The organism is Paeniglutamicibacter cryotolerans, from assembly GCF_014190875.1.
GTDB classification, from domain to species: Bacteria; Actinomycetota; Actinomycetes; order Actinomycetales; family Micrococcaceae; genus Paeniglutamicibacter; species Paeniglutamicibacter cryotolerans.
Genome location: NZ_JACHVS010000002.1, coordinates 338,896 through 363,072, shown reverse-complemented (window position 1 = coordinate 363,072; position 24,177 = coordinate 338,896). Strand labels below are relative to the sequence as shown.

The window sequence follows — 24,177 nt, the reverse complement described above, 5'->3', positions numbered from 1 at the left end:
CGGTACTGCTCAGGCGCCGGGATCGGGCTCGAACCGCGGCCGTCCGCCGCGGGCCCGCACCGCCGTACCGCGCAGCCGGATGGCATCAAGGCGCAGCCGGTCGATCGGTGCGGCGCCGGCCGCCGGTTCCTTGGGGTCCGGCATCACCAGGTCGACTTCGTCGCGCCAGCGAATGCCGCGCGTGCCGCGATGGTTGAATTCGACGGTCCGCCACGGACGGTAGCCATCGTGCGTGGCATGCTCCGGATCCTTGGCCGAGACCGGAACCCCGGGCATGCTCGGCCGGCTGCCCCATCCATGCAGGCCCACGCTGAGCAGCCGCGCGCGTCCAGTTCGTTCACCGCCGTGATGCCGTGGACGGTACACGCCTCGTCCACGGGAACCAGCACCGGGTCCGCGGCCTCCTCCCGTTTATCCTCGGTGCCGCAATCGCATCCGGTGACCAGCGCTTCGGCATGCGGGATGACAAGGCCCGACCTGGCGTAGCTCAGCGGTCCGATGGTTGGATCCAGCGGGACATCGAGCACCACGTCCCCGGCGATCCTGGTATTGGCCCAGGCAGCTGCGGAAACCGTCGACCAGAAGACGATGCCGATCAGCGGCATGATCACGCTCTCCACCACACCGGGGTCCCATGCTTCCCCGATCCGGGAGAGATGCCGCCGGCAATGGTGAAGAACCGGATGCCGGCCTTGATCAGCGCGTAGATGGCAATGACCAGGACAAAGACCCCCGTATGCCGCAGCCACTTCGCCTGGAGGCGATAGGCGCGGGTTCCGTGCAGCAGCTCAGCAGCGACGTGCACCGCTCCCCCGGCTGCCAGCCTCCAGCGCCGCACCCTCAGGGTCAGTTGCAGCCCGCTGAACGTTCCGGCCAGGCCCAGGGCCAGCAGCAGCACGGCGCAGTCCCGGGCAGCCGTGGTTGTCCGCGGGCCCCCCATCCCCAGCGCGAGCAGCAGCCCGGTGCAGCCGAAGCTCAGCCACGGGGTCATCCGACCTGCTCCCGGGGCGATGACGGCCAGCACCAGGATGAAGAAATAGCCGAAGGACATGGAATCGGAATTGTTCGGGAGCTCCAACCGCCAGGTTCCGTCGTCCCGGTTTCCGCTCCAGGAGACAACACACCAGGCCATCAACCCCAAGTACGGCAGGTACGGCCCCAGCGCAGGATCCAGTCCGGAACAGTGCGCGGCACAGCGGCCCATTCGGCACCGGAAACCCGATACACCGGCAGTGCCACCTGCCCTCCGGGAGTGTTCCGCTGCCCCAAGGTGTTGCTTCCCCCTGTTGGGCGAACACCCAGAATATGTCCGGGCACCGATCCGAAGGCTCATCATTGCGGGCGGTCTTCGGCTCATCCCCGCGGCCGTTCGGTCAGCACCCACGGGTCGGGGTTGCCGCTTCCCTGCGGCGGGACCCCCGACGGCATTGAGTCCGGATACGGCAGAAGGGTCCCTTTCCACCCGGGGGTGGAAAGGGACCCTTCGTTCAAGCTACCTCACACGGATACGGGATCCGCAGACGGTGGTAGCTTAGGCGCCGGTGAGCTTCTCGCGCAGTGCGGCGAGGGCCTCGTCGGATGCCAGGGTGCCTGCTTCGGCGGCCGGGGCCTCCGAGGAGTAGCTGGTCGAAGCGGACTCGGCCGGGCCATCGGCGGCAACGGCGTCATCGCTCATGTGCTGAGCAACCTGCTTCTTGTGGGACTCCCAGCGAGCCTGGGCGTCAGCGTACTGCTGCTCCCATGCTGCACGCTGGGTGTCGAAGCCCTCAAGCCACTCGTTGGTCTCCGAATCGAAGCCCTCCGGGTACTTGTAGTTGCCGGCTTCGTCGTACTCTGCGGCCATGCCGTACAGCGCCGGATCGAACTCGGTGCCTTCGGGATCGACGCCCTCGTTGGCCTGCTTCAGCGAGAGGCTGATGCGGCGGCGCTCGAGATCGATGTCGATGACCTTGACGAACAGCTCGTCGCCAACGGAGACAACCTGCTCTGCAAGCTCCACGTGGCGCACGGCCAGCTCGGAGATGTGCACGAGGCCTTCGATTCCGTCTTCGACGCGAACGAACGCACCGAACGGAACCAGCTTGGTGACCTTACCCGGAACAACCTGCCCGAGGGCGTGGGTGCGGGCGAAGGTCTGCCACGGATCTTCCTGGGTGGCCTTGAGCGAGAGTGAAACGCGCTCGCGGTCCAGGTCGACCTCGAGAACCTCGACGGTGACTTCCTGGCCGACTTCGACAACCTCGGACGGGTGGTCGATGTGCTTCCAGGACAGCTCGGAAACGTGAACCAGGCCGTCTACGCCGCCAAGGTCCACGAAGGCACCGAAGTTGACGATGGAGGAAACGACGCCCGGACGAACCTGGCCCTTTTCCAGCTTGTTGAGGAACGTGGAGCGAACCTCGGACTGGGTCTGCTCGAGCCAGGCACGGCGGGAAAGAACAACGTTGTTGCGGTTCTTGTCCAGCTCGATGATCTTGGCTTCGATTTCCTGGCCGATGTACGGAGCCAGATCGCGCACGCGGCGCATTTCGACAAGCGATGCCGGCAGGAAGCCGCGCAGGCCGATATCCAGGATGAGGCCGCCCTTGACCACCTCGATGACGGTGCCGGTAACGACGCCGTCTTCTTCCTTGATCTTTTCGATGTCGCCCCAGGCACGCTCGTACTGAGCGCGCTTCTTGGACAGGATCAGGCGACCTTCCTTGTCCTCTTTGGTGAGGACGAGGGCCTCGACGTTGTCGCCGACGGAGACGACGTCTCCCGGGTCAACATCGTGCTTGATGGAAAGTTCGCGGGAAGGGATGACACCTTCGGTCTTGTAACCGATGTCGAGCAGGACTTCGTCGCGGTCGACCTTGACGACGATGCCCTCAACGAGGTCTCCATCGTTGAAGTACTTGATGGTCGCGTCGACGGCAGCGAGGAAGTCTTCAGCAGAGCCGATGTCGTTAATGGCAACGACGGGGGCGCTGTGCTTCTCGTTGGAGGTGATGGTCATGTAGTAGGGGCTCCGATGTGGATAGATTTGATCAGTCGGGCAGCCGGAAGTCCCGGCATATTCCGAACGTATGTAACTTAGGGGGTGCGTTTCCCTGAGCACGCGAATGCCGGGACACGCCTGCCAAGTCTAATCCCGCAGGCCCACGGGGTCAAAACCCCGGCGTGGCGTCGTGCCGGCCGCGCTCAGGCGGCGCGGCCCTGCCGCCGCCGACGCACCACGAGGTAGAGCGCGAGCAGCACGCACAGCAGGTACACTCCGGCCGTTACGGACCAGCCCAGGGTGAATCCCCCGGGCGAGCCGATCAGCGCACCCATGGCCAGCGGGCCGATGGTGAATCCGCCGAATTGGCCGGCCGACACCAGGCCGGTGGCCCGGGCCATCGAGGAGGCCGGAACGCTGCGCACCACGGCGGCCATGAGCACCACCGATACCCCCAGCGCCGATGCGCCGTGCAGCGCCACGGCCAGCCACAGCAGGGCGGCCGAGCCCGTGGCCCCGGCCGCGGTAAACACGAGGGCGCCGGCGAAGGCCATGGAGGCCAGGAGCAGCAACAGCGGGGGCGCGGCGATGCCGCGGGACATCATCCGCCCCCAGCCCACGCGCGCCGTGACGCCAATGGCGCCGGCCATGGCGGCGGCCATGCCACCCAGGACCAGGGTGAAGCCCATTTCACGTACGGCAAAGAGTGAAAGGTAGACGTTGGTGGCTTGGACTCCCATGCCGTTGACGAAGCCGAAGGCAGCCAGCGCCCCGATCAGGAAGCCGATGTTCGTTGGTGCCGGTGCGGCGGCGTCCGGTGCGGAAGCAGCGGGTGTCACCGGAACCAGGGGGGCCGGCAGCAGCGGGACGGAGGAAAGCACGCGTACCGCCACGATGCCCAGCAGCCCGGCAAGCACTGCACCGACGGCGCTGGCGCCGTGCCATCCGATCCAGGCTGCCAGTGCGGGGAATCCCAGGCTCGCCACCAACTGGCTGACCTGGACGCCGGATTGCTTGATGCCGATCCACCCGATGCGCTTGTCCGCGGGAACGCGTTCGGTCAGGATCCTGTTGGTCACCCCATTGGGGAAGGACTGGGCCAGCCCGGCCATGCCGGAGGCCACCAGCAGCAGCACGTATCCCCCGGGGATGGCGGCTAGTACCAGCGCGAGGGTTGCCATGGCGAAGACCAACACCATCAGGCGGCTGTCCGGTTGCCGGTCGGCGAACCTGCCGAAGGCCGCATTGCCGAGGGCCGCGCACGCAAAGCATGCGGTGGCCAGCAGGCCGAATTGCGCCTCACTGAGGCCCAGTTCGGAGATCACCAGGTCGCTGGCGGCGTTGAGCCCGTAACTCAGCAGCGGGCCGATGCCCGTTGCTACCAGCAAGATGGCCAGCAGTGACTTTCCGGGCCGCCCGGTTCGAGCCTGCATCTAGGCGCCTCCAGCTACATCAGGTGGGAATTCCGGGCCAAGCCCGGGTCGGGCTCAATCTTGCCATACCGCAACCCACGTCGAGGGGGGCTTTACGCCGCCCGGCGGCGGTGTTGCGGCGTCGGCAACCCTGCCGGACTAGAGCACCTTGTCCAGCCTGACGAAGCGGATCCCGGAGTCCAACATCCTCGGCAGTGCGCCGGCGATTCCCTCCGCGGTGTCACCACCGGGGCGGTTGAAGTGCCCGATGCCGACATCACCCCGGCGCATGCCCAGGGCGGCACGCCGCACGGCCGAGGCCGGAAGCGTCGCGCCACCGTCCAGGTTCACCGTGAAGTTCATCGGGATCAGGCCCAGCTTGCGGGTCAGCGAGGCACTTGCCACATCGAAGTGGGCGGTACCGGACCGGAAGAAGCGCGAGGTGGCGCCGAACTCGGATTGCAGGTACTTCTGGTTGCGCATGACCTCGTCATACGCGGCACCGACTGATGTGGTCCCCGGGATTTTGTACGCGGCGCGCCCGTTGACCGACAGCGGCCGGTGAACCGTGCCGTGGTTGGCGATCTCGAAGAGCGGGTCCGCCACCAGTTCGGCGGTCAGCTTCCGGTTGGCTTGGGCCCAGCGGCTGTTGATGAACAACGTGGCCGGCACCTGGTGCCGGCGCAGTGCCTTGATCAAGGCCGCGTCATAGCCAGTGCCATGCTCTCCCCCACAGGCGTCGAACGTCAGCGCGAGGTACTTCGAGCCCTTCGGCAGGCCCAGCTGGACACCGCGGACCTCCAGCCCGAAGTCCCCGGCCGGGACCTTGGCGAATTCCCTGACCGCCTGTGCGCGGGAGGTGATGCGCCGCGGCAGCGGGGCCGGGCCTGCAGGCTTCCATGTCGCAGCTGGTGCCTTCACCGCTGGGGTCATCTGCGGTGGTGCCGCCAGCCGCGTGGCAGGCGGCATACCGCCAGCTGTATCCAGGGGCGATGCGGGCGCCTCGGGCATGCAGCCGGACAGGGCCAGCGCGGCGGTGCCGAAGATTCCCGCGAGCATGGAGCGGCGGGCGGGGAGCTGGTGCGTGTGGTTCATTCGTTCCTAGAATCCGGTTTCGCAGTAGGGGAGCACGTCGACGGCGAAGAGTTCGGCCATGCCGGCCAGCACCTCGGAGCCGCCGGCGATCCGACCGGCCTCGGCCAACCGGCGCACCGGAACCCCGCCGAGGAAGAGCGAGGACAGCGCGGTGACGTCCAGTTCGATGTCGGCGTCCGACTCCTCGGCGAGCAATTCGACCGTGGCACTGCCGGATGCAGCACGCAGTCCGAACGTGCCGGACGCATGGCCAAGACTATCTCTAACGCGCAGGACGAGAGTGCCGTCGTGGGCGTAGGGCCGGGAGGCGAGCGCTGCGGGGACATCGAGGATGCGCAGCCACAGGTGGTCGTGGGAGGCGGTGATCTCGTAGGCCCGCGCATCGGTCAGCGTCCAGGGCAGCGCATCATCGATCGGCGCGGGACCGGTGACGCATTCGATCAGGTCGTGGGCGCCGAGGTACTCCCACAGTCCGTGCCGGGCCGCCGCGTTGGCAGCCACCAGCGATTTGATCTTCAGCTGAGCCGGCTTCTTGTCCCATCCGGCGAACACGTAGGTCACGTAGCCGTCGGGTTCGCCCCCGGGTCCGAGGTGGATGGCCGCACGCAGCCCCGCCAGGGGCTTGACCTGCTCCTCGTCGGCCCATTCGCCGGTGGTGAAGCGGGTATAGAAGTAGGGGTGGTCGATCGACCCGGCGGTGGCGGCGTGCTGGGCGGCGAAGATGCGCGGACCCAGTTCCAGCAGCGAGGCGGGATCCGCCGCGATGACCGAACCGGCGGCGGGCGCGAGCAGGCCGATCCCGTCGCGCACGGAGAGCTGGACCCGGTTGATGGCGGTGGCCCGGCCGAATCCGTAGCGCCCGTAGATGGTCGCCTCGGAGGCGGTCAATGCGGCGATGGCCAGCCCGTTGGCCTTGGCCAAGGCCAGGTCCTCGGTGATCATCCGGCGCAGGATGCCGCGTCGGCGGTGGCTGGGGCGCACCGTGACGGCGGTGATCAGGTGGGCCCGAAGCAGGTTCCCGCCCCCGGTGTTCAGGCTCTTCACCAGCGAACCGTAGGTGCCGACCGGATACTGCGGATTCAGTGAGAGCCCCGGCACGTGCTCGTCGTAGACGCCGGTGAGCGTGCGCCCGTCGATGGTGAACGCCCCGGTCATGGCCAGGAGCCCGGCCTCGGGCATCGGTTCCTCGTGGAAGCCGAGGTTCATCGCCTGCATCCAGGCGGCGGTGCGGGCATCGGGCTTGCCGTCCCGCAGGGCAGCGGTGAAGCGTTCCAGGCGCAGGTGCTTCATCTCGGTCACGGGACTGTCCTTTCGGGTCGTGGGCCTCCGGGCGGAAGCTGGTGCCTTTCGGCTCAGAACCCGGTGATGCAGTAAGGCGCACCGGGTCCGTCGAACAGCGCGACGGCCCGGGCGGCCGCGGCCGGGCTCCCGGCCAGGCGCCCTGCAGCCAGCAGGTCGGCGACCCGGACGCTCCCCAGGTAGAGCGAGGAAAGGTCGGCGATGTCCAGCTCGATGCCGTCCGCCGCTTCGGCGGACGGGGGCCCGGCGGAGGTCAGCGTGGTGATCGTGCCGACTCCCCCGCTTGCCTGCAGCCGGTAGCTGCCGGTGGTCAGGGACAGCCGGTCTCGCACGGTGAGCACCAACGTGCCGTCGCGGACATAGGACCGGGCTCCCAGCGCCCCCGGGACGTCGAGGATCCGCAGCCACAGCCTGTCGCCGCGGCCGGAGGCGGAGACCCGGCGGGCGTCGGAAAGGAACCAGGGCAGCGGGTCGGCGACGGACGCCTGGTGGTAGTTCACCGTCTCGATGAGGTCGTGGTCGCCCAGGAAGCGCCAGAGCTCGCGGTAAGCCTGCGCGGTCGCCGCCACCAGGTCGCGCACGCTCAGCGCCGGGACCTTGGCGTCCCAGCCATCGAACACGTAGGTCACGTAGCCCTGGGCGGTCCCGGCGGCGTCGTGGAACACCGCCGCACGCAGGGCGGTGTCCGGTTCGAAGCCGTCGTCCGACCAGGCGCCGGTCCCGCGCATCAGGTAGCCGCGCTGGCGGTCGACCGAGCCGCGGGTCGCGGCGTGGAAACGGGAGAACACCTCGGGGATCAGCTCCCCCAACCGTGCAGGCTGGACCTGGACGACGCTGCCGGCGACCGGGGCGTGCATCGGCAGGCCGCCGCGCACATCCACCGCGTAGTCCTGCGCCTCGGTGGCCCGGCCGAAGCCGAAGCGCCCGTAGATGCCGCCCTCGCTGGCGTGCAGCGCGGCCACGAACAGGCCCCGCTCCTTGGCTTGGGCCAGGTCCGCGGTGATCATCCGGCTCAGGATGCCCCGCCGGCGGTGGGTGGGGCGCACCGTGACCATGGTGACCAGGTGCGCGTCGATCAGCCGGGCGCCGGTGTTCAGGCTGCGGGTGAAGCTCGCGTAGGTGGCCACCGGGATCTCTGCACCCAGCCCCGGGGCCACCGCCGCGTCGTCGTACACCGCGGTGAGCTCGCGCCCGTCCGCCTGGTAGGAACCGGCGATGGCAGCCGCTTCCTTCTCGGTCAGCGGCTTGTCGTAGAAGCCGCGGCGTGCCGCGTTGAGCCAGTCCAGCGTGCGCGCCGGATGACCGGAGGCGGCATCGCCTTCCGGGGTGGACGGTGTGAATCGTTCCAAACGCATTCCCGCGGTTCCCTTCACTAGTGTGCGGCGTCCTGCCAGCTTCTACCCAGCCCGACCTGCACGTCCAGGGGCACCAGCAGGTCGGCTGCCGAACCCATGTGCTTGCGCACCAGGGCCTCGACGGTTTCCACCTCGCCCGCGGCGACCTCGAGCACGAGTTCATCGTGCACCTGCAGCAGCATGCGCGACTTCAGGCCCTGCTCCCGCAGGGCCTCGTGCACACCAAGCATCGCGCGCTTGATGATGTCGGCCGCCGAGCCCTGGATCGGGGCGTTGAGCGCGGCACGTTCGGCGATGTCGCGCAGCTGGCGGTTGTCGCTGGCCAGTTCCGGCAGGTAGCGCCGGCGCCCGAAGATGGTCTCGGTGTACCCGTCGATGCGGGCCTTGTCGACCACCGCGCGAAGGTAGTCGCGCACGGCTCCGAAGCGGGCGAAGTACTCCTTCATCAGCGTGCGGGCCTCGTCGACCGAGATCTTCAGCTGCTTGGAGAGCCCGAAGGAACTCAACCCGTACGCCAGGCCGTAGCTCATCGCCTTGACCTTTGAGCGCATCTCGTTGGTGACCTCCTGCGGTGCCACGCCGAACACGTGCGAACCGACGAAGCGGTGCAGGTCCTCGCCCTCGGCATAGGCCTGGATCAGGCCCTCGTCCTTCGACAGGTGCGCCATGATGCGCATTTCGATCTGCGAGTAGTCGGCCGTGAGCAGGGTTTCGTAGCCCTCCCCGACAATGAAGACTTCGCGGATGCGCCGGCCCTCCTCGGAACGGACCGGGATGTTCTGCAGGTTCGGGTTCAGCGAGGAGAGCCTGCCGGTTGCAGCGACGGTCTGCGCGTAGGTGGTGTGGATCCGCCCGTCCTCGGCGACCGCCTTGCGCAGCCCCTCGACGGTCTGGCGCAGCTTGGTCGCATCGCGGTAGGCCATCAGCGCCACCAGGAACGGGTGCCCGGTCTTGGCCAACAGGTCAGCCAGCGACTCGGCATCGGTGGTGAATCCGGTCTTGATCTTCTTGGTCTTGGGCAGGTCCAGCTTCTCGAACAGGACCACTTGGAGCTGCTTGGGGCTGGAGAGGTTCACTTCCTCGCCGTCGATGGCGGCGTAGGCCTCGGCGGTTGCCGCATCGATGGTCTTGGTGAAGTCGTCGTAGAGCTCGTCGAGCTTGGCGGTGTCGATGGCGATGCCGGCCATCTCCATCTCGGCGAGCACCAGCGAGAGCGGCATTTCCATCTCGGTGAGCAGCTTGTCCCCGCCGCGTTCGGCCAGCATCGGGGCCAGGTGCAGTGAGAGCTCGCGCACGGCATGGGCGGCCCGCACCGCGGGGGTTGCCGTATCCGGGCCCTCGAGGTCCAGCGCCAACTGACCGTTGCCTGCCGGCGCGTCCACCTCCAGCGAGAGCTTCAGATGGACCTGGGCGATGTCCGCCAGCTCGTGGCTGCGCCGATCCGGCTGGATCAGGTAGGCGGTGATCATGGTGTCATCCTGAACCCCGGCCAGTTCCAGGCCGCGTGCTGCGAGCAGCTTGTAGGTGCCCTTGAAGTCATGCACCGCCTTGGCGTAACCGGGGGCGGCCAGCACCTGCGCCAGGGCCGCCTCGGTGTCGGCATCGATCCGCTCCAGCGAAACGTAGGCGTTGGCATCGGACGCGGCGAAGGCCAGCCCGATGACGTCGGCGCCTCCACCGGCCGGCACGGTTGCCGCATGGAGGCCCACCAGCGCGGCACCGTGGGACGCGAACCAGGTGCGGATCGCGGCCGCATCGGCCAGGTCCTGGTGCTCGGCGATCTCGGCTGCTTCCGGTGCGTCGTCGGGCTCGTCGCCGAACAGGTCGAAGAGGCGCTTGCGCAGCGTGTTGAACTGCAGCGCGTCGAAGAGTTCCTCGATGGCCTCGCGGTTCGGGCGCTCGAGCACCATGGCATCGATGCCCACTGGCAGTTCCAGGTCGCGGAGCAGGTGGTTCAGGTGCCGGTTGCGGGACACATTGTCCACGTGTTCGCGCAGCGAGTCCCCGACCTTGCCCTTGATCTGATTGATGTTCTCCAGGATGCCGGCCAGCCCGCCGTAAAGGTTGATCCATTTCGCGGCGGTCTTCGGACCCACTCCCGGGACCCCGGGCAGGTTATCGGCGGTTTCGCCGACCAGGGCAGCCAGGTCCGAATACTGGTCGGGGCGCACGAAGTACTTGGCCTCGACGGCAGCCGCATCCATCGGCGGAATATCGGAGATGCCCTTCTTCGGGTAGAGCACCAGAGTCTTCTCGGTGATCAGCTGGAACGCATCGCGGTCGCCGGAGACAACCAGCACGTCCAGTCCGGCAGCCTCGCCCTGTGCGGCGAGGGTGGCGATGATGTCGTCCGCCTCGAAGCCGTCCATCGTGATGGTGGGGATGTTCATGGCTTCCATGACCTTCTGGATCAGGTCGATCTGCCCGTAGAACTCCTCGGGCGTCTTGTTGCGCCCGCCCTTGTACTCGGTGTACTCCAGCGAGCGGAACGTCGGGGTGTCCAGATCGAAGGCCACTGCCACGTGGGTGGGCTTCTGCTGCCTGATCATCGTCAGCAGCATCGAGACGAAACCGTGCACCGCGTTGGTGTGCTGTCCGGTGTCTGTCGCAAAGTTCTCTGCCGGCAGCGCGTAGAACGCCCGGAAGGCCATGGAATGCCCGTCGATGACGAGTAGGCGCTGGGGTTCGGTTGGCACAAGTTTGGTTGATTCGCTCACAGGTGTCAGCCTAGTTGGCATGAGCGACAATTTCACGCGGGCCACGGCCGGCGACTCCGAGACCTCCGGCACCCCAACAGGTCAGACCGGCAATCCCTTTGCCGAACAGCTTGCCGCCCATGGCGTTCCCGAGGCAATGTGGCCGATGCTCGCCTCCCACGGCATCGGCACCCTGGCCGAGAAGATGGGCATCGTCTTCAGCGAACTCACCCGCGACCGGGTCTGCGCGACGATGCCGGTCCAGGGAAACCAGCAGGTCGCCGGCATCCTGCACGGCGGCGCCTCGGTGGTGCTTGCCGAAACTCTGGGCTCCTTTGCCGCGGCCGTCCACGCCCAGGGGAAGAAGCGCCCGGTGGGTGTCGACATTTCGGCCACCCACCACCGCGCTGGCGTATCCGGACTAGTCACCGGGGTCTGCACCCCGATTCATCTGGGCCGCACCCTGACCACCCATGAAATCGTGATCTCCGATGACCAGGGCCGTCGGATCTGCACGTCGCGGATCACCAACATGCTGCTCGAAGGTTAAAAGACGGGCCTCCGTTGCCGCACGGCACCGGGGGCTCATGGGGCGATCCCGATTCGAACAATCGACGATCAGGACCCGGCCTCGGCAGTCGAACCCCTGCGTCCGGCCGGACCCACCGCCACGTCATAGGATCCCTCCGCGGGTGCCACCTCAATAATCATTCCGATTTGACTGGCCCTGCAGCGCTGGTCGGTCACGATGAAACTGAAGGTACCGTTGGCTGGCTCGGAACCCCTGCGCTCCGAATACAGGAGCCCGGCAAGGGCCTTGATATCGGCGGCCTTCTCACCTTGGCATGAACTCAGCGATTTCCATGGACCCGAATCAGCCTTCAGGTCAACGACTATCGAAGTGTTCGGAGGTTGAATGGTCGCCGGATTGGCGATGCCGAAGGCATAGGTAATTCCACCGATCAAGGTCAGGAGACCTCCGATCAGCAGCCAACCACGGACCGAACGAAACGTCCCACGTAACTGCGCAACAGCTGATTCCTGCAATATCAGCGAACGATGCCTCAGATAGGTTTTCAACGCCGCGTCCATTGCATCTTGGGCTGCAATCATAGGGGCGAGCGTCTCGGCGGGATTCGCCGCGATCAGCTTTTCATATTGAGCCTGCCAGTACGACGTGGCAAATGTCCACGACGACGCGTCCTGAGTTGCGTGCGCGGCAGCGCCTTCCTCAGCGCGTTTGAGTGCCGCTGCCAGATCTGGTGCCAGCTTTTCCCAGGCAGCTTGGCGCCCAACCAACGAACCGGACCATGATTCGGCGTTCCAAGCCGGCATCGGATCGTCGAGATTCCATCCAACATCCGACCGCAAAAGTGCCGATTCCAGCTCTCCTATCCGGTCAATCAGCATTTCGACGGAAGTCACTCCCGGACCTAAATGGGCCTCCCGCTCATCCCCGTTGAGAATGTGGTAGAGCTCCAGCGTTGAGTTCCAGCTGGCATGCCACCAGGCGGGCCGTTTGGGAGCCAATGCCCGATGGCCATGATCCTTCTGGGCGTTTTTAATCTCCTCAAATGCCCGCTTGATCTCTCCGAGGCTCGCGTCGACCGGTTCCATGCCCTTCGTCACCGCCCAGACGACGAGACAGATGCCTAACCCGGCCAAGAAAAGGCCAACGACCACGATGATCGGGGAAACATCCTTGAGATCCACAAATGGCAAGGACCCGAAAATGAGTACTCCAATGGCCGCCAGCACCGAGAAAATCCAGCGCACCAATATGTCATATTTGGCCCGTGCCCGCTCGGCGACTGATTTTGCCACCGGCTTCTCGGGCGTTGGACCCTCGGCCGGCGAAGCGAGTACTTTGGCCAGCAATTGCTGAAGCCTGCTCAGAATATCTGTTTCAGTCGGCGCCACGGTCTTTCCCCGTTCCCGCTCAAGCTCGATTCCCGTTCCGCAGACCATATGCCAAGGAAAACTCATCGATAAGCACGGAGGCGCAACAATTCTCGCGGATCACGACAACGTCACCTGAACCCCGTAACTTCCCAGCGCTGCTCCCGGCGGGAAGCGGAACCCTCCCAGCAGGGGTCCGGTGGCCTCATGGCCCGGCCGAAAACAAGTTGGCAGGGCCCGCTACCGCCTAACGCCGGTGCTGGCGGACCAGGTCGTAGCGGGTCTCGCGGATACCGCCCGGGTGTTCGAGGCTGAGCGTCGGGTGCAGCTTGGACTGCCCGCGCATGGCGAAGAGCGGGCGTCCGCCGCCCAGTATCACCGGCATGGTGAAGAGCAGCAGCTCATCGAGCAGCCCGGCATCGGCAAACTGGCCGGCCAGCGATCCGCCGCCAACCACCCACACATCCTTGCCGTTCGCGCTGCGGGCGATGTCGTCGGACCATTCGGTGAGCTCCCCCCGCACGAAGCTGACGTCGGCGCCGGGGAAGGCAGCCAGTTCACGGTGTGCGAAGACCCACACGGGAATGCCGGGATACGGCCATTCGGTGCCGAGCTCGGCCTGCATCCAGGCGTACGTATCGGCGCCCATGGCAATGGCCCCGATATCAACCAGGAAGCTCGAGTAGCTTTCGGCCTGGCCGTCGAATCCGTCATATTCCATCAGCCAATCGATGCGGTTGTGCTCATCGGCGATGTAGCCGTCGGTCGATGCTGCCACGTAGTAGCGAAAACGAGTCATGCACCCATCCTAGGCATCTGCACCAGGTTTCGGGTACGGCGGGAACGACAAAACGGACCGGTCTTGGAAGACCCGTCCGTCCTTGTCAATCGGGGTTGTGCCGCCTAGGCTCCCAGGATTTTCGCACTCAGTGACGGGACGATCAAGATGATCCCGAAGACGACGACGATTCCGCACAGGCCGAAGCAGGCGAAGGCGGCGGCGCGGGCACCGGCGCGTGAACGCCCCTCGTCCTCCGCGACGGCCAGCATGCGGACACCCAGCGAGTAGGCGCCGACGATGAACAGGGCCGAAACCAGCGTCGTGGCCGCAACGATCAGGAAGTCAATCCACTGGATGTTCATCGCTTCTTCTCCTGCTTTGCCTTGTTGCGCGCCGTCTTGCGACGCTCCTTCTTGGTCGGTATGTTGACCGCGGCACCGGAAACGTCGACGTCGCTGATGGCGTTGTTGCTGCCGACCATTTCACGACGGGAAAGCACCCAGATCACCAGCAGGGAGCAGACGCCCAGTACGGTGACGGTAACCAGTCCGCCGGTGCCCAGGTGGGCCAAAGCCGCTGCTGCTGCACCCATGGCGCCGGCTGCGGGGAGGGTGAAAAGCCAGCCGACGGCGATCTTGCCTGCCGTGCCCCAGCGGACCTCGGCGCCCTTGCGGCCCAGGCCCGAACCGATGACCGAGCCGGAGGCCACCTGCGTGGTCGACAGGGCGAAGCCCAAGTGCGAGGAGGCGAGGATGGCCGCGGCGGTGGAAGTTTCCGCTGCGAATCCCTGGGCCGGCTTGACGTCCGTCAGGCCCGAACCCATGGTGCGGATGATGCGCCAGCCGCCGGTGTAGGTACCCAGCGCAATGGCCAGGGCACAGGAGGCCACGACCCAGAAGTGCGGTCCGGTTCCGGCGGTCTGCAAGCCCGAGGCGATCAGCGTCAGGGTGATGATGCCCATCGTCTTCTGCGCGTCGTTGGTGCCGTGCGCCAGCGCGACCAGCGAGGATGAGAAGATCTGTCCGTAGCGGAAGCCGCCACGCTTGGGCGAGGCGACGCCGCTCTGGCGCTTGGTGACCGCGTAGGCCAGCTTCGTGGCCAGGAAGGCGGTGCCACCGGCAATCACGGGCGCGACAAGGGCGGGAAGCAGGACCTTGGACAACAGCACGCCGTAATCGATGACGCCGAAGCCGGCGCCGACGATCGCTGCGCCGATCAGGCCGCCGAAGAGGGCGTGGGAGGAACTGGACGGAAGGCCGAGCAACCAGGTCAGCATGTTCCAGATAACGGCACCCATCAGACCCGCGAAGATCATGGCGGGCATGATTTGCACGCCGCCGTCTCCGCCTTCCTTGATGATTCCACCGGAAATGGTCTTGGCGACTTCCGTGGAGAGGAAGGCACCCACCAAGTTCAGCACGGCGGCCAGCATCACCGCGGTCTTGGGCTTGATGGCACCGGTGGCAATGGGAGTGGCCATCGCGTTGGCAGTGTCATGGAAACCATTGGTGAAATCGAAAAAGAGTGCCAGGGCAATGACCAGGACGACTATGGGCGTCACAAGTTCCATTAAAGAAACCAATCTAGGGAAAGGGCGATGGCCTAAACGCGTTGGTTACCTAGAACTACCGAGCTGTTTGCTCAGCGTTTCATCGTTGGTCAATCGCGGCGCACGATTCATCTTATTGCCTCCTGTGCACGAGTCAATTCACGGTCGGCCCGAGCCTCCGGCAATGACTAGGCTGTATCGATCCACGCCCCGGCGAATCCGTGACACTCAACACCTCCACGGCCCGGCACCCGCCGCCCCGGGTGCGGGATCATGCGAGCGGCGGCCCCGCCTGAGCCCCGCTCCCACACTTGGATCAGGCCCTGGTTCAACCGTTTCAGGCGGACCGCAGGTGATCTATATCATCCCCCTCGGGATCCGAGTGCCTGAAACGGTTCCCGCAGCGCAGCGGACCGCCCGACAGCTGGAGAGGCTGGCAGTCCAGATGGATGGCGGCACCATCCACCTCGGTGGCGGACTCCCGAATCGGTAGTCCTCGGAAGCCGGCCCGGCATCATCCGGGCCCGCCGAACAGATCACAGCCACCCTGGTACCAGGACCGTCCATTGGATCCACGGTTCATTTCTATCCGGGCTTCATCCGTCCCTTCGTATCGCCACATCGGCAAAGACCGCTACGGAGCAGGCGCCATTTCGGGGGCGCTGCAGCACAATGGGGACATGACTGATACTTCGCAGAGCCCCTCGCCCGTTCCATCCGCACGGAGCGGGCCAGCCAGCGTCAGCGCGACGCGCACGGGGGCACGGACCTACATCGGCCGCAACGCACGCGGCAGCCAGGTGCTGATCGGCCCCACGGATGCACCCGGTCACTTTACCCCCGGCGAACTCCTCAAATTGGCCCTTGCCGGATGCGCGGGAATGAGTTCGGATCGCGTGACAGCACGGCGCCTGGGCGAAGACTTCGCTTCGACGATTTGGGCGCACGGCGAATCGGACCCCGCCGAGGATCGCTACTTCGCGATCGACGAGGAGGTTCTGCTCGAGCTGAACGAGTTGAGCGAAGCGGACAAACAGAAACTGCTGGTGGTCATCGGCAAGGCCATTGCCGCGAGCTGCACCATCGCCCGAAGCGTCGGAGGCAGCATCGAACTGAACAAGAGCATCAACGCAGTGCCCCTTCACGACTAACCACGTCCAAACGGCCGGAGGCGGGAAACACCGACGGGTTGCAGGAAAAACCCCGGCTCGTGCCGCCATCGATGTTCCGGGGTTCAATATCGACGAAATCGCTTGACCAGCACCGTCCATGAAATAACGTGAGGATTTTCAAGCTCCGCGCCTGCCTGGCAGGGCTGGTTCGCTGGCATCAATTGGGTCGGCTATTCATCCCGCCGACGTCAATGGGTGGTCTTCGGGGCACCCTCGTGCCAGTGTTGGAAATATGGCAACGCAGATTTCCCACGAACTTGACCGGCTTCTTCCCGAGACGAGGTTCGAGCCCACCCCCAAGCGCATTCGGGCCTTCCTGGGATCCGAAACAGTTTTGGATTCGGTGCGGGCGGTGTTGTTCTGGGAGCCGCGCCGAGTCGTCCCCTGCTATGCGGTGCCGATAGACGACGTGCTGGCGGTCCTGGAGCCAACCCCCCGGGCGCCGGAGCACGAGACCGCTCCCCCGGCGATGCGCGTGCTTCACCCCGGAATCCCGTTCGCTGCCCACAGCTGCCCCGGCCTCGAACTGGATGTGCAGGCCGGTTCCGCACGCCGGGAAGCTGCCGCCTTCCGTCCCCGGGACCCGGAGTTGAACAGCTACGTCGCGTTTTCCTTCAACGAGCTTTCCTGGATGGAGGAGGACGAACCGGTGGCTTCACACCCGCGCGATCCCTTCCACCGCGTGGATGTACGAGCCTCGGCTGCCCGGGTGCTGGTGACCAGCGGTTCACTAGTGCTGGCCGATTCGATCCACCCCAAGGTCGTCTTCGAGACCCATATGGGCCCGCGCTACTATCTGCCGCCGGAGGACGTGCATTGGCAGGCCCTGCTGCCGACGAGCAGCAGCACCGGGTGCGCGTACAAGGGCATCGCCAGTTACTGGGCCCTGGCAGACGGGGAGGTCGACGTGGCCTGGAGCTACCTGTCCCCCTTACCCGACGCGGCAGGGATCGCCGACATGGTCTGCTTCTACGACGACCGGGTCCAGGTGACGGTGAGCCGCGGCGACGTCCCCGCAAGCGGCTGACGCTCCACCTGTGCGGCTACACGGATTCCGGCAGTGGTTCGACGAGCCGTGCCAACAGCTCGGTGAGCAGCCAGTTGGCGACCGGGCCCGAGAGCGCCTCGACCAGGGCCAGAACCGGGGCCATCGCCTGCGGCAGCGCGCCGCCGCTTAGGCCCAGCGCCGAGAGGATCAGCAGTGCGGCATCGGGGTCTCCGCTCCGACCGGCGGCATCGTGCAGCAGGGTGGAGGTCCGGACATCAAGTGATTGAAGCAGGGCGCCAGGATCAATGCCGGGTACGCCGCGGACCTCCTGGGCTGCACGGCCCATGGCTCCGGTCAGCTCATCGAGCCGGGATTCGGTGACCGGGGTGATGGTCAGGTGGGTGGTGCGGGCAAGCACCGGGCCGTCGGGCTGGGTGAAGGCCGGCTGGAGTTGCGCGATGAATCCGTGCCGCCGCAGCGCATCGGCCCAATGATGCGGGTCCACGCGCCGTCCGGCCGGTGCACCCGGGTCGACGGCCACGGCGAAGAGCGGCCCGGTGGGTGTGCCCACGGTGCGCAGCCCCTCGATGCCGTCCACCGCGTGCAACAGGGCCGTGGTGGATCCATGGCAGGAAGCCGCCAGCGAGGCGAAGCCGTCGTGGCCGAGCAGGTTGATGATGGCCCAGGCGGCGGCGAGCGGCCCGGCCGACGTGGAACCGAGCAGGCCGGGGTTGACCACCGGGCAGCCGGGCCAGGAGGTGGTGGCGAAGTACTGGCCGCGTTGCCGCTGCCGGCCTCGGGTCAGCAGCACCGAGGTGGCCTTGGGTGCGTACCCGTACTTGTGCAGGTCGGCCGAGATGCTGGTGACGCCGGGGACGCGCAGGTCCCCGTCCGGCAGCCCGGGCCAGAACGGAAGCACGAGCCCGCCGATGCACGCATCGACGTGGCAGTCGAAGCCGGCGGCGGCCGCTGCCGCAGCCACCTCGGCCACGGGGTCAAGCACGGCATGCGGGTAGGAGGGAGCCGAGATGACGGCCAATGCCGTGTCCGGGCCCATGGCCGCGGCCATCGCCTGACCACCGGCACGCCCGTGCGCATCGACCGGGACCAGGTCGAGCTCCAGCCCGAAGTAGGCGGCCGCCTTGTGGAAGGCGGCTTGGACCGCGGCGGGGGCCAGCGGACGCGGGATCCCGGCACCGGCAAAGTTCTCCCGGGCCGTCTTCACCGCCAGCATGCAGCTTTCAGTACCCCCGCTGATCACCGTGCCTGTGACCTCGCCATCCCCGCCGAGCAGGATCCCCCTTGAAGCCGATGACCTCGCGTTCCATCGCTGCGACCGAGCCGAAGGTCGTCGGATCCAGCCCGTTCACCGGCTGGACCATCGCCATTGCCTTCGCAGCGAGGTCGTCAATCGCGGCGAGGCCCGGGTCATACACGTAGGAGAGCACCGCACCGCCGTGGGTGGGTGCGTCCGCGGCCCGCAGCTCCGCGAGCCGGGCCAGGATCTCTGTGGGTTCGGTGGCGAAACGGGTCATCGTGTTCCTTCCGCATGGGGTGCGTTGCTATGCGCCGACCCCGTGTCGATGTCCCCGCGGCGCAGCGGGTAGCGGGCGAAGACCAGCAGGCTGATGGCGATGAACAGCGCAGGGACCAGTGAGAAGCTGGGGATGATGCCGTTCGCCGCTGCGATCCCCTGCCTGGCGGCATGCCCGGCGACCGACTGGACATAGCCGCTGGCGGCCAGAACCAGCGTCAGCGCCGTGCCGCCCAGGGCCATGCCGGTGGTCTCCCCCGCGGTCCAGACGCCGCCGAAGATCCCGGCTTGCCCCTGCCCGTGGGTTGCCGCATCGTGGGAGATGACATCGGGCAGCATGGACATCGGCAGCGACTGCATGCCGGCATATCCGGCATCGGCGAGCGCGACGGGCAGGTAGATCCATGCTCCGGGGGCGATCAGCATGCCGGCCAGGGCGAGCGCTGCGACACCGTAGAGCGCGCTGGCGCGGATGAAGGCCCGTTCCTTGCCGATGCGCGCGGCGATGATGCGACAGATCGGGGCAATGAGCACCGCCGGTCCGATCAGCGCGATGAACAGGAACGTGACGGCTCCCTCGGAGCGCAGCACCCAGGTGGCGACGTATTGGGCGCCGGCGAGCATGACTCCGGTGCCCAGTCCCTGCAGGGCAAAGCAGGCCAACAGCAGCCGGAAGGGCCGGCTGCGTTTGAGCACCGCGTAGCCCTGCCGGTAGTTCAGGGCGATGTTCGATGGTTCCACGGGTCGGATCGGGCCGGTGGGGGCGACGCGGGAGGCCAGCAGCATGGCCGCGCCGATGAGCACCCCGGCGACCAGTGCCATCAGCAGGTAGCCGAGCGCCTCGTCCTCCCCGCCCAGGGAGCGAAGTGCCGGGCCGCAGGCGCCGAAGAGCAGGATGGCCAGCGAGAGGACCAGAACCCGGACCGAGAGCAGCGCCGTGCGCTGGTCGTAGCCGGGGGTGAGTTCGGCGGGAAGCGCTATGTAGGGGACTTGGAAGAGGCTGAACGCCGTGGCGGTGGCCATGAAGGCGAGCAGCACCCAGCTGCCCGAGGCCGTGGGGCCGAGCCCTCCGGGGACGGCGAAGGTGAGGATGAAGAAGAGCGGCAACAGCAGTCCGCCGAGCACCATGAAGCGTCGGCGCGAACCAGTGCGGGCCAGCGAGGCATCCGAGCAGGCCCCGATCACCGGATCGATGATGACGTCCCAGACCTTGGCCGCCGTGACCAAGGCCCCGGCGGCCAGCGCCGCGATGCCCAGGGTGTCGCTCAGGTAGTAGATCAGGACCAGTCCCGGCAACGTGTCGAATCCCCAGTGCCCAGCGACCCGACCGAATAGAGGGCCAGCGTGCGCCGGGACAACTGTGGCTCGATGGGGGGTCAGGGGAAGGAGCCTACGCAGAAAATACCAGGTGGAACACGGTGAGTTTGACATGGCGCATTTGCCCCCTGTGCGGCGGCACCGTGTTGCCTGCGCCCGGGACAAGGACATGGATGTGGAAAGCGGCCACGCGGAAACCGCAGCAAGGGAAGCGCGCCATGGACAAGGCAGCGATCAGCCTGACCGCCGGGCTGCGGGGGCTGCCCGGTCTACCTGGACGCACGGCACGTGGACCGTTCGGCGAACCTCCCCCCTGGCGGGACTGGCGGCACCTTGCAGCTCTGGGAGTGGATCGGCAAGGACTGCTTCAGCTACTGGGAGCCACCGCCGCGAAAATCCTCCCACCGTTGTCCGCAAGCGGCGCCGGCGGGCAACCCTCTGCACGTAGCGGGAGGCAGGGAGCAGTCGTCCGGATGCACGGGTCCCGGAACCGCGCCGGGCCGAGATCCGCGGTTCACTCTCCTTGAGGATCGGCCTGGGGCTCGGGCAGCCGCTGGAACTCCTGCTGCGTTCCTGCACGCTGGACCTGCCCCAGCGCCTGCTCGCCGCGGCCGGCTAGCTGCAGGAATCCCGCGGCCCCCGGGCCCAGCGCCGGTCCTTGGCATAGGCCGTTGGCATTGGACGAGGCGGCGCGCCTGTGCGTGGCCGTGCCGCTGCCGGGCTGCTTGACCGCAAGACGGCGGCGGCGGTACTCGAGGCCCCCGGGTTGCTGCGGGAAAAATCCCCCGGGCCTCCGGCTGGACCGGACGGGCGGAAGTTGCAGGTGCTGCGGCTGATCCGCCGCGGGTACACCGGTCGCGACATCGCTTCCTCGCTGGCCCTACTCCCCCAAGCCGGCACAAAACCACATCGGGCCCATCCAGACCAAGACCGGTGCGGCACACCGGGTCGGCACCACCCTTTTTGCCCTGGAAAAGGGGCTCTGGGACAGGACCGGGGACGATCTCGGCCAACCGCCGCATCGGACTGCCACCTCACCGGCAGGCGTGCAACATCGCCACACTGGACGTAAGCTCGTGCAATGGCAAGATATTTCGACGTACACCCGCAGGACCCCCAACCGCGTGCGATCGGGCAGGCCGTCGCCATGCTGCGCGAGGGCGGGCTGGTCGCCTACCCGACCGATTCCTGCTACGCCCTGGGCGCGCAGATCGGCAACCGCGAGGCGCTGGACCGGATCAAGTCCATCCGCCAGCTCGACGACAAGCACCACTTCACGCTGGTCTGCAAGGACTTCGCCCAGCTGGGCCAGTATGTCGAGGTCAACAACGTGGTGTTCCGCAACATCAAGGCCGTCACCCCAGGCAGCTACACCTTCATCCTTCCGGCGACCAAGGAAGTCCCGCGCCGACTGATGCACTCCAAGAAGAAGACCATCGGCGTGCGCATTCCCGACAATCCGGTGGTGCAGGCGCTGCTCGAGGAACTCGGCGAACCGCTGCTCTCCAGCACCTTGCTGCTGCCGGGAGAAGAGGAGCCGATGACGCAGGGCTGGGAAATCAAGGAGGCACTGGACAACGTGGTGGAGGCGGTCATCGATTCCGGTGAATGTGGCACCCAGCCCACCACCGTCATCGACTACTCCAGCGGCGAGGCGGTCATCACCCGCATCGGCCTGGGCGACCCTTCCCGCTTCGAGTAACCGGAGCCGACCGCCCGCGGGCAGCTAATCCAGGTTGCAGACCAGCTGCCACAGGTGCCCGTCGGGTTCGGCGAATGTACCGACGTAGTGGCGCCGTCCGCTCAGGTGCAGGGTCTCGCGCGGTCAAAGGCCGGGCGCAGCAGCGCTTTCTCACGGCGGGTCCGTCCCGGCGGCACTGCCGGGTGGCGGCGCTGAGGAAGGAGTCTGCTGACGGCGACAGCGGTGTGCGTTTGGCCTCGCGGTGCCAGACACCGCCAAGCCCCACACGACTCCAGCGCTCCTCGCTGTAGCGCTCCCTCCAATTCGCCGGCCTTGCGCCACAACGTACGCCGAGGACCCCGGCAGGCCGGACGGCTGCACCCCGCGCATCCCGGACCGAACCGTTTTCCCCGCGGTCCGGCAGCCCTAGACTGGGGGCAGAAAAGCGGTACCCGGGATCACCGGGGCCACCCGCCGCTTGCGAACCCACGTCCGAGGGAGCCGCCCCGCCATGGCCACCTTCCTGATCTTCCACCACGCACAGGGCCGCACAACGGGGATGGATTCGTTCGCCGAGCTGCTGCGCGACGCCGGACACGATGTCCACGCACCCGACTACTATTCCGGTCACACCTTCACCGATCTGGCCAGCGGACTCGAGTTCGCCGACCGGATGGGTTTCGACACCGTCATCGACCACGGGACGCGTGCGGCCATGGGGCTACCCGCGCACACCATCTACATCCGATTCTCACTGGGCGTGCTGCCCGCCCAGAAGCTGGCCCAGATCCGCCCCGGTGCGGCCGGTGCCATCCTGGTCGGCAGCTGCCTGCCGCTCGGCGAGTTCGCCGGTACTTGGCCACGGGGCGTTCCGGCCCAGATCCATGCCATGGACGCCGACCCGGTCTTCGTGGACGAAGGCGACCTCGATGCAGCACGGGATCTGGTTCGGCACTCGCTCGACGCAGAACTCTTCCTGTATCGCGGTGCATCCCATCTGTTCACCGATTCCAGCCTGCCCTCCTACGACCACGCTGCTGCCCAGTCGTTCACCACGCGCGTTCTGGGGTTCCTGGACGCCCTGCAGTGACGGGTCCGAACGCACCGAACCGAAAACAGGTCCCGGCAAGGCCGCCTGAAGCTGCCAACAGCCGCATCATGGACATGGTTGTGTTATGACGGTTCAGGAGGCAGACATCATGAGCGGCGAACTGGTTCTGGTGACGGGCGGTACCGGGTTCCTCGGTGCCCATTGTGTGGCGCAGCTGATCCAACAGGGATACCGGGTGCGGACCACAGTGCGCTCCCGGGGCCGCGAGGCGGAGGTCCGCGGGCTGTTGGCCACGGCCGAAGTCGATCCGGGCGACCGGTTGGCCTTTGCCGTCGCCCATCTGCTCGCCGACGATGGCTGGGCCGAGGCGACGGCGGGATGCGACTACGTCCTGCACGTTGCCTCGCCGTTTCCGGCCGGGGTACCGAAGGACGAGAACGAATTGATCGTCCCGGCCAAGGAGGGGGCCCTGCGGGTCCTGCGTGCAGCGCGCGATGCCGGGGTCAAGCGGGTGGTGATGACCTCGTCGTTCGCTGCTGTCGGGTATGGAGTGCGGGAGTCGGGGCCGCCGTTCACCGAGGCGGACTGGACGAACCCGGGCGCAGATGTCGGAGCATACACCAAGTCCAAGACGCTGGCCGAGCGGGCCGCCTGGAATTTCATGGCAACCGAGGGCGGGGACATGGAACTTGCAGCGGTGAACCCCGTCGGCATCATCGGCCCCGTCCTGGGGCCGAAGCTGTCAACCTCCATCCAGCTGGTGCGCCAGCTGCTCTCCGGCAAGCTTCCCGGGCTGCCCCGAATATCCACGTCGTTGGTCGATGTGCGGGACGTGGCGGATCTGCATCTGCGGGCCATGACGAACCCGGCCGCCCGGGGCGAGCGCTTCATTGCGGTAGAGGGTCCGGCGCTGGGAATGCGGGAGATCGCTCGGCTCCTGCGCGAACGGCTCGGTGGAGACGGGAACCGGATTCCCACCCGGATGCTGCCCGATTGGCTGGTGCGGGCCGGGGCGGTCTTCGTCCCGGTGCTGCGAGAGGTCGCCCCCCGATTGGGTGTGGTGAAGCAGGCCTCCAACGAAAAGGCCGTTTCGATGTTGGGCTGGGAACCACGGCCCACCGGGGATTCGCTCGTGGACACAGCCCAGAGCCTGATCCGGCTGGGGCTCATCTGAACCGCGGTCGGGCCCGGCTGCTGGCATCGTGAAACAGCGTCTCGTGACCGGCGTTTCTCCGTCTGGCCGTGATATCCCTACTGGTCAGAAGTCGATTCATCGGGAAAATTTGTCTTTTTCCTTGACCTTGCCTGCCTCGTGACAAAAACTGGGACGAACCGGCAATGCGCCCGTGCCTTCCAGGAACGGGCCCT

At 66.7% G+C, this 24,177-nt stretch carries 22 protein-coding genes; 6 read left to right on the top strand and 16 right to left on the bottom strand.

Translation table 11 applies throughout. The features are described from left to right. Positions 1-9: 9 nt before the first annotated feature. The 9 genes from E9229_RS19715 to polA form a co-directional block, all read right to left on the bottom strand. On the bottom strand, positions 10-144 hold the full coding sequence (locus E9229_RS19715; RefSeq protein WP_281369586.1) for a hypothetical protein: 135 nt from the start codon (positions 142-144) through the stop codon (positions 10-12). Next, positions 144-623, bottom strand: a complete 480-nt coding sequence (locus tag E9229_RS14795) for a hypothetical protein (protein ID WP_183512395.1) — start codon at positions 621-623, stop codon at positions 144-146. Before E9229_RS14795 ends, E9229_RS19715 begins: the two co-directional genes overlap by 1 nt. Continuing rightward, a complete protein-coding gene (locus tag E9229_RS14790) occupies positions 608-1,132 on the bottom strand; it encodes a hypothetical protein (protein ID WP_183512393.1) in 525 nt (174 codons plus the stop codon). The genes E9229_RS14795 and E9229_RS14790 overlap by 16 nt, the downstream gene beginning before the upstream one ends. 399 nt (positions 1,133-1,531) lie before the next feature. Further along, positions 1,532-2,998 carry a 30S ribosomal protein S1 gene (rpsA, locus tag E9229_RS14785; protein WP_183512392.1) on the bottom strand — a complete coding sequence of 489 codons (1,467 nt, stop codon included), beginning with the start codon at positions 2,996-2,998 and terminating at the stop codon, positions 1,532-1,534. A gap of 185 nt (positions 2,999-3,183) precedes the next feature. Further along, on the bottom strand, positions 3,184-4,413 hold the full coding sequence (locus E9229_RS14780; protein ID WP_183512391.1) for an MFS transporter: 1,230 nt from the start codon (positions 4,411-4,413) through the stop codon (positions 3,184-3,186). Positions 4,414-4,551: 138 nt separating this feature from the next. Further along, entirely contained in the window at positions 4,552-5,487 is a 936-nt protein-coding gene (locus E9229_RS14775; protein ID WP_246380799.1) for a polysaccharide deacetylase family protein, read from the bottom strand. A 6-nt stretch (positions 5,488-5,493) separates the two neighbouring features. Continuing rightward, positions 5,494-6,777, bottom strand: coding sequence for a GNAT family N-acetyltransferase (locus E9229_RS14770; protein WP_246380876.1), 1,284 nt, complete (start codon positions 6,775-6,777; stop codon positions 5,494-5,496). A gap of 62 nt (positions 6,778-6,839) precedes the next feature. Next, complete coding sequence (locus E9229_RS14765) at positions 6,840-8,141, bottom strand: GNAT family N-acetyltransferase (protein ID WP_183512388.1); 1,302 nt, start codon at positions 8,139-8,141, stop codon at positions 6,840-6,842. A 17-nt stretch (positions 8,142-8,158) separates the two neighbouring features. Then, positions 8,159-10,792: a DNA polymerase I gene (gene polA, locus E9229_RS14760; RefSeq protein ID WP_407671389.1), complete on the bottom strand. Its 2,634-nt coding sequence runs from the start codon at positions 10,790-10,792 to the stop codon at positions 8,159-8,161. An 85-nt stretch (positions 10,793-10,877) separates the two neighbouring features. On the opposite strand from polA, the gene E9229_RS14755 reads away from it, so the two are divergent. Next, positions 10,878-11,387: a hotdog fold thioesterase gene (locus E9229_RS14755; protein WP_246380797.1), complete on the top strand. Its 510-nt coding sequence runs from the start codon at positions 10,878-10,880 to the stop codon at positions 11,385-11,387. A gap of 68 nt (positions 11,388-11,455) precedes the next feature. Here the strand turns inward: E9229_RS14755 and E9229_RS14750 are convergent, their stop codons facing one another. From E9229_RS14750 to E9229_RS14735, 4 genes are all read right to left on the bottom strand, one after another. After that, entirely contained in the window at positions 11,456-12,823 is a 1,368-nt protein-coding gene (locus tag E9229_RS14750; RefSeq protein WP_183512385.1) for a hypothetical protein, read from the bottom strand. A gap of 160 nt (positions 12,824-12,983) precedes the next feature. Next, positions 12,984-13,535 carry a dihydrofolate reductase family protein gene (locus E9229_RS14745; RefSeq protein WP_183512383.1) on the bottom strand — a complete coding sequence of 184 codons (552 nt, stop codon included), beginning with the start codon at positions 13,533-13,535 and terminating at the stop codon, positions 12,984-12,986. Between the two features lie 104 nt (positions 13,536-13,639). After that, on the bottom strand, positions 13,640-13,879 hold the full coding sequence (locus tag E9229_RS14740; RefSeq protein WP_183512382.1) for a hypothetical protein: 240 nt from the start codon (positions 13,877-13,879) through the stop codon (positions 13,640-13,642). After that, entirely contained in the window at positions 13,876-15,087 is a 1,212-nt protein-coding gene (locus tag E9229_RS14735) for an inorganic phosphate transporter (RefSeq protein WP_183512381.1), read from the bottom strand. Before E9229_RS14735 ends, E9229_RS14740 begins: the two co-directional genes overlap by 4 nt. Before the next feature lie 659 nt (positions 15,088-15,746). Between E9229_RS14735 and E9229_RS14730 the strand changes: the two genes are divergently transcribed. Both E9229_RS14730 and E9229_RS14725 read left to right on the top strand, forming a co-directional pair. Continuing rightward, positions 15,747-16,217 carry an OsmC family protein gene (locus tag E9229_RS14730; protein ID WP_183512379.1) on the top strand — a complete coding sequence of 157 codons (471 nt, stop codon included), beginning with the start codon at positions 15,747-15,749 and terminating at the stop codon, positions 16,215-16,217. Between the two features lie 253 nt (positions 16,218-16,470). Then, entirely contained in the window at positions 16,471-17,265 is a 795-nt protein-coding gene (locus E9229_RS14725; RefSeq protein WP_183512378.1) for a DUF427 domain-containing protein, read from the top strand. Positions 17,266-17,281: 16 nt separating this feature from the next. Here E9229_RS14725 and E9229_RS14720 read toward each other — a convergent pair whose 3' ends face one another. From E9229_RS14720 to E9229_RS14715, 3 genes are read right to left on the bottom strand one after another with little or no spacing between them, the layout of a single operon-like run. Further along, positions 17,282-18,460 carry a pyridoxal-dependent decarboxylase gene (locus E9229_RS14720; RefSeq protein ID WP_246380796.1) on the bottom strand — a complete coding sequence of 393 codons (1,179 nt, stop codon included), beginning with the start codon at positions 18,458-18,460 and terminating at the stop codon, positions 17,282-17,284. Between the two features lie 7 nt (positions 18,461-18,467). After that, positions 18,468-18,761, bottom strand: coding sequence for a hypothetical protein (locus E9229_RS19490; RefSeq protein WP_246380794.1), 294 nt, complete (start codon positions 18,759-18,761; stop codon positions 18,468-18,470). Beyond that, positions 18,758-20,056: an MFS transporter gene (locus E9229_RS14715; RefSeq protein WP_312855718.1), complete on the bottom strand. Its 1,299-nt coding sequence runs from the start codon at positions 20,054-20,056 to the stop codon at positions 18,758-18,760. Before E9229_RS14715 ends, E9229_RS19490 begins: the two co-directional genes overlap by 4 nt. Before the next feature lie 1,102 nt (positions 20,057-21,158). Between E9229_RS14715 and E9229_RS14710 the strand changes: the two genes are divergently transcribed. From E9229_RS14710 to E9229_RS14700, 3 genes are all read left to right on the top strand, one after another. Next, positions 21,159-21,779: an L-threonylcarbamoyladenylate synthase gene (locus E9229_RS14710; protein WP_183512377.1), complete on the top strand. Its 621-nt coding sequence runs from the start codon at positions 21,159-21,161 to the stop codon at positions 21,777-21,779. Positions 21,780-22,269: 490 nt separating this feature from the next. Then, positions 22,270-22,848, top strand: a complete 579-nt coding sequence (locus tag E9229_RS14705) for a dienelactone hydrolase family protein (RefSeq protein ID WP_183512375.1) — start codon at positions 22,270-22,272, stop codon at positions 22,846-22,848. A gap of 109 nt (positions 22,849-22,957) precedes the next feature. Further along, the gene (locus E9229_RS14700; RefSeq protein ID WP_183512374.1) at positions 22,958-23,983 is read left to right on the top strand and encodes an SDR family oxidoreductase; all 1,026 of its coding nucleotides are present in this window, start codon (positions 22,958-22,960) and stop codon (positions 23,981-23,983) included. The last annotated feature ends 194 nt before the right edge of the window (positions 23,984-24,177 follow it).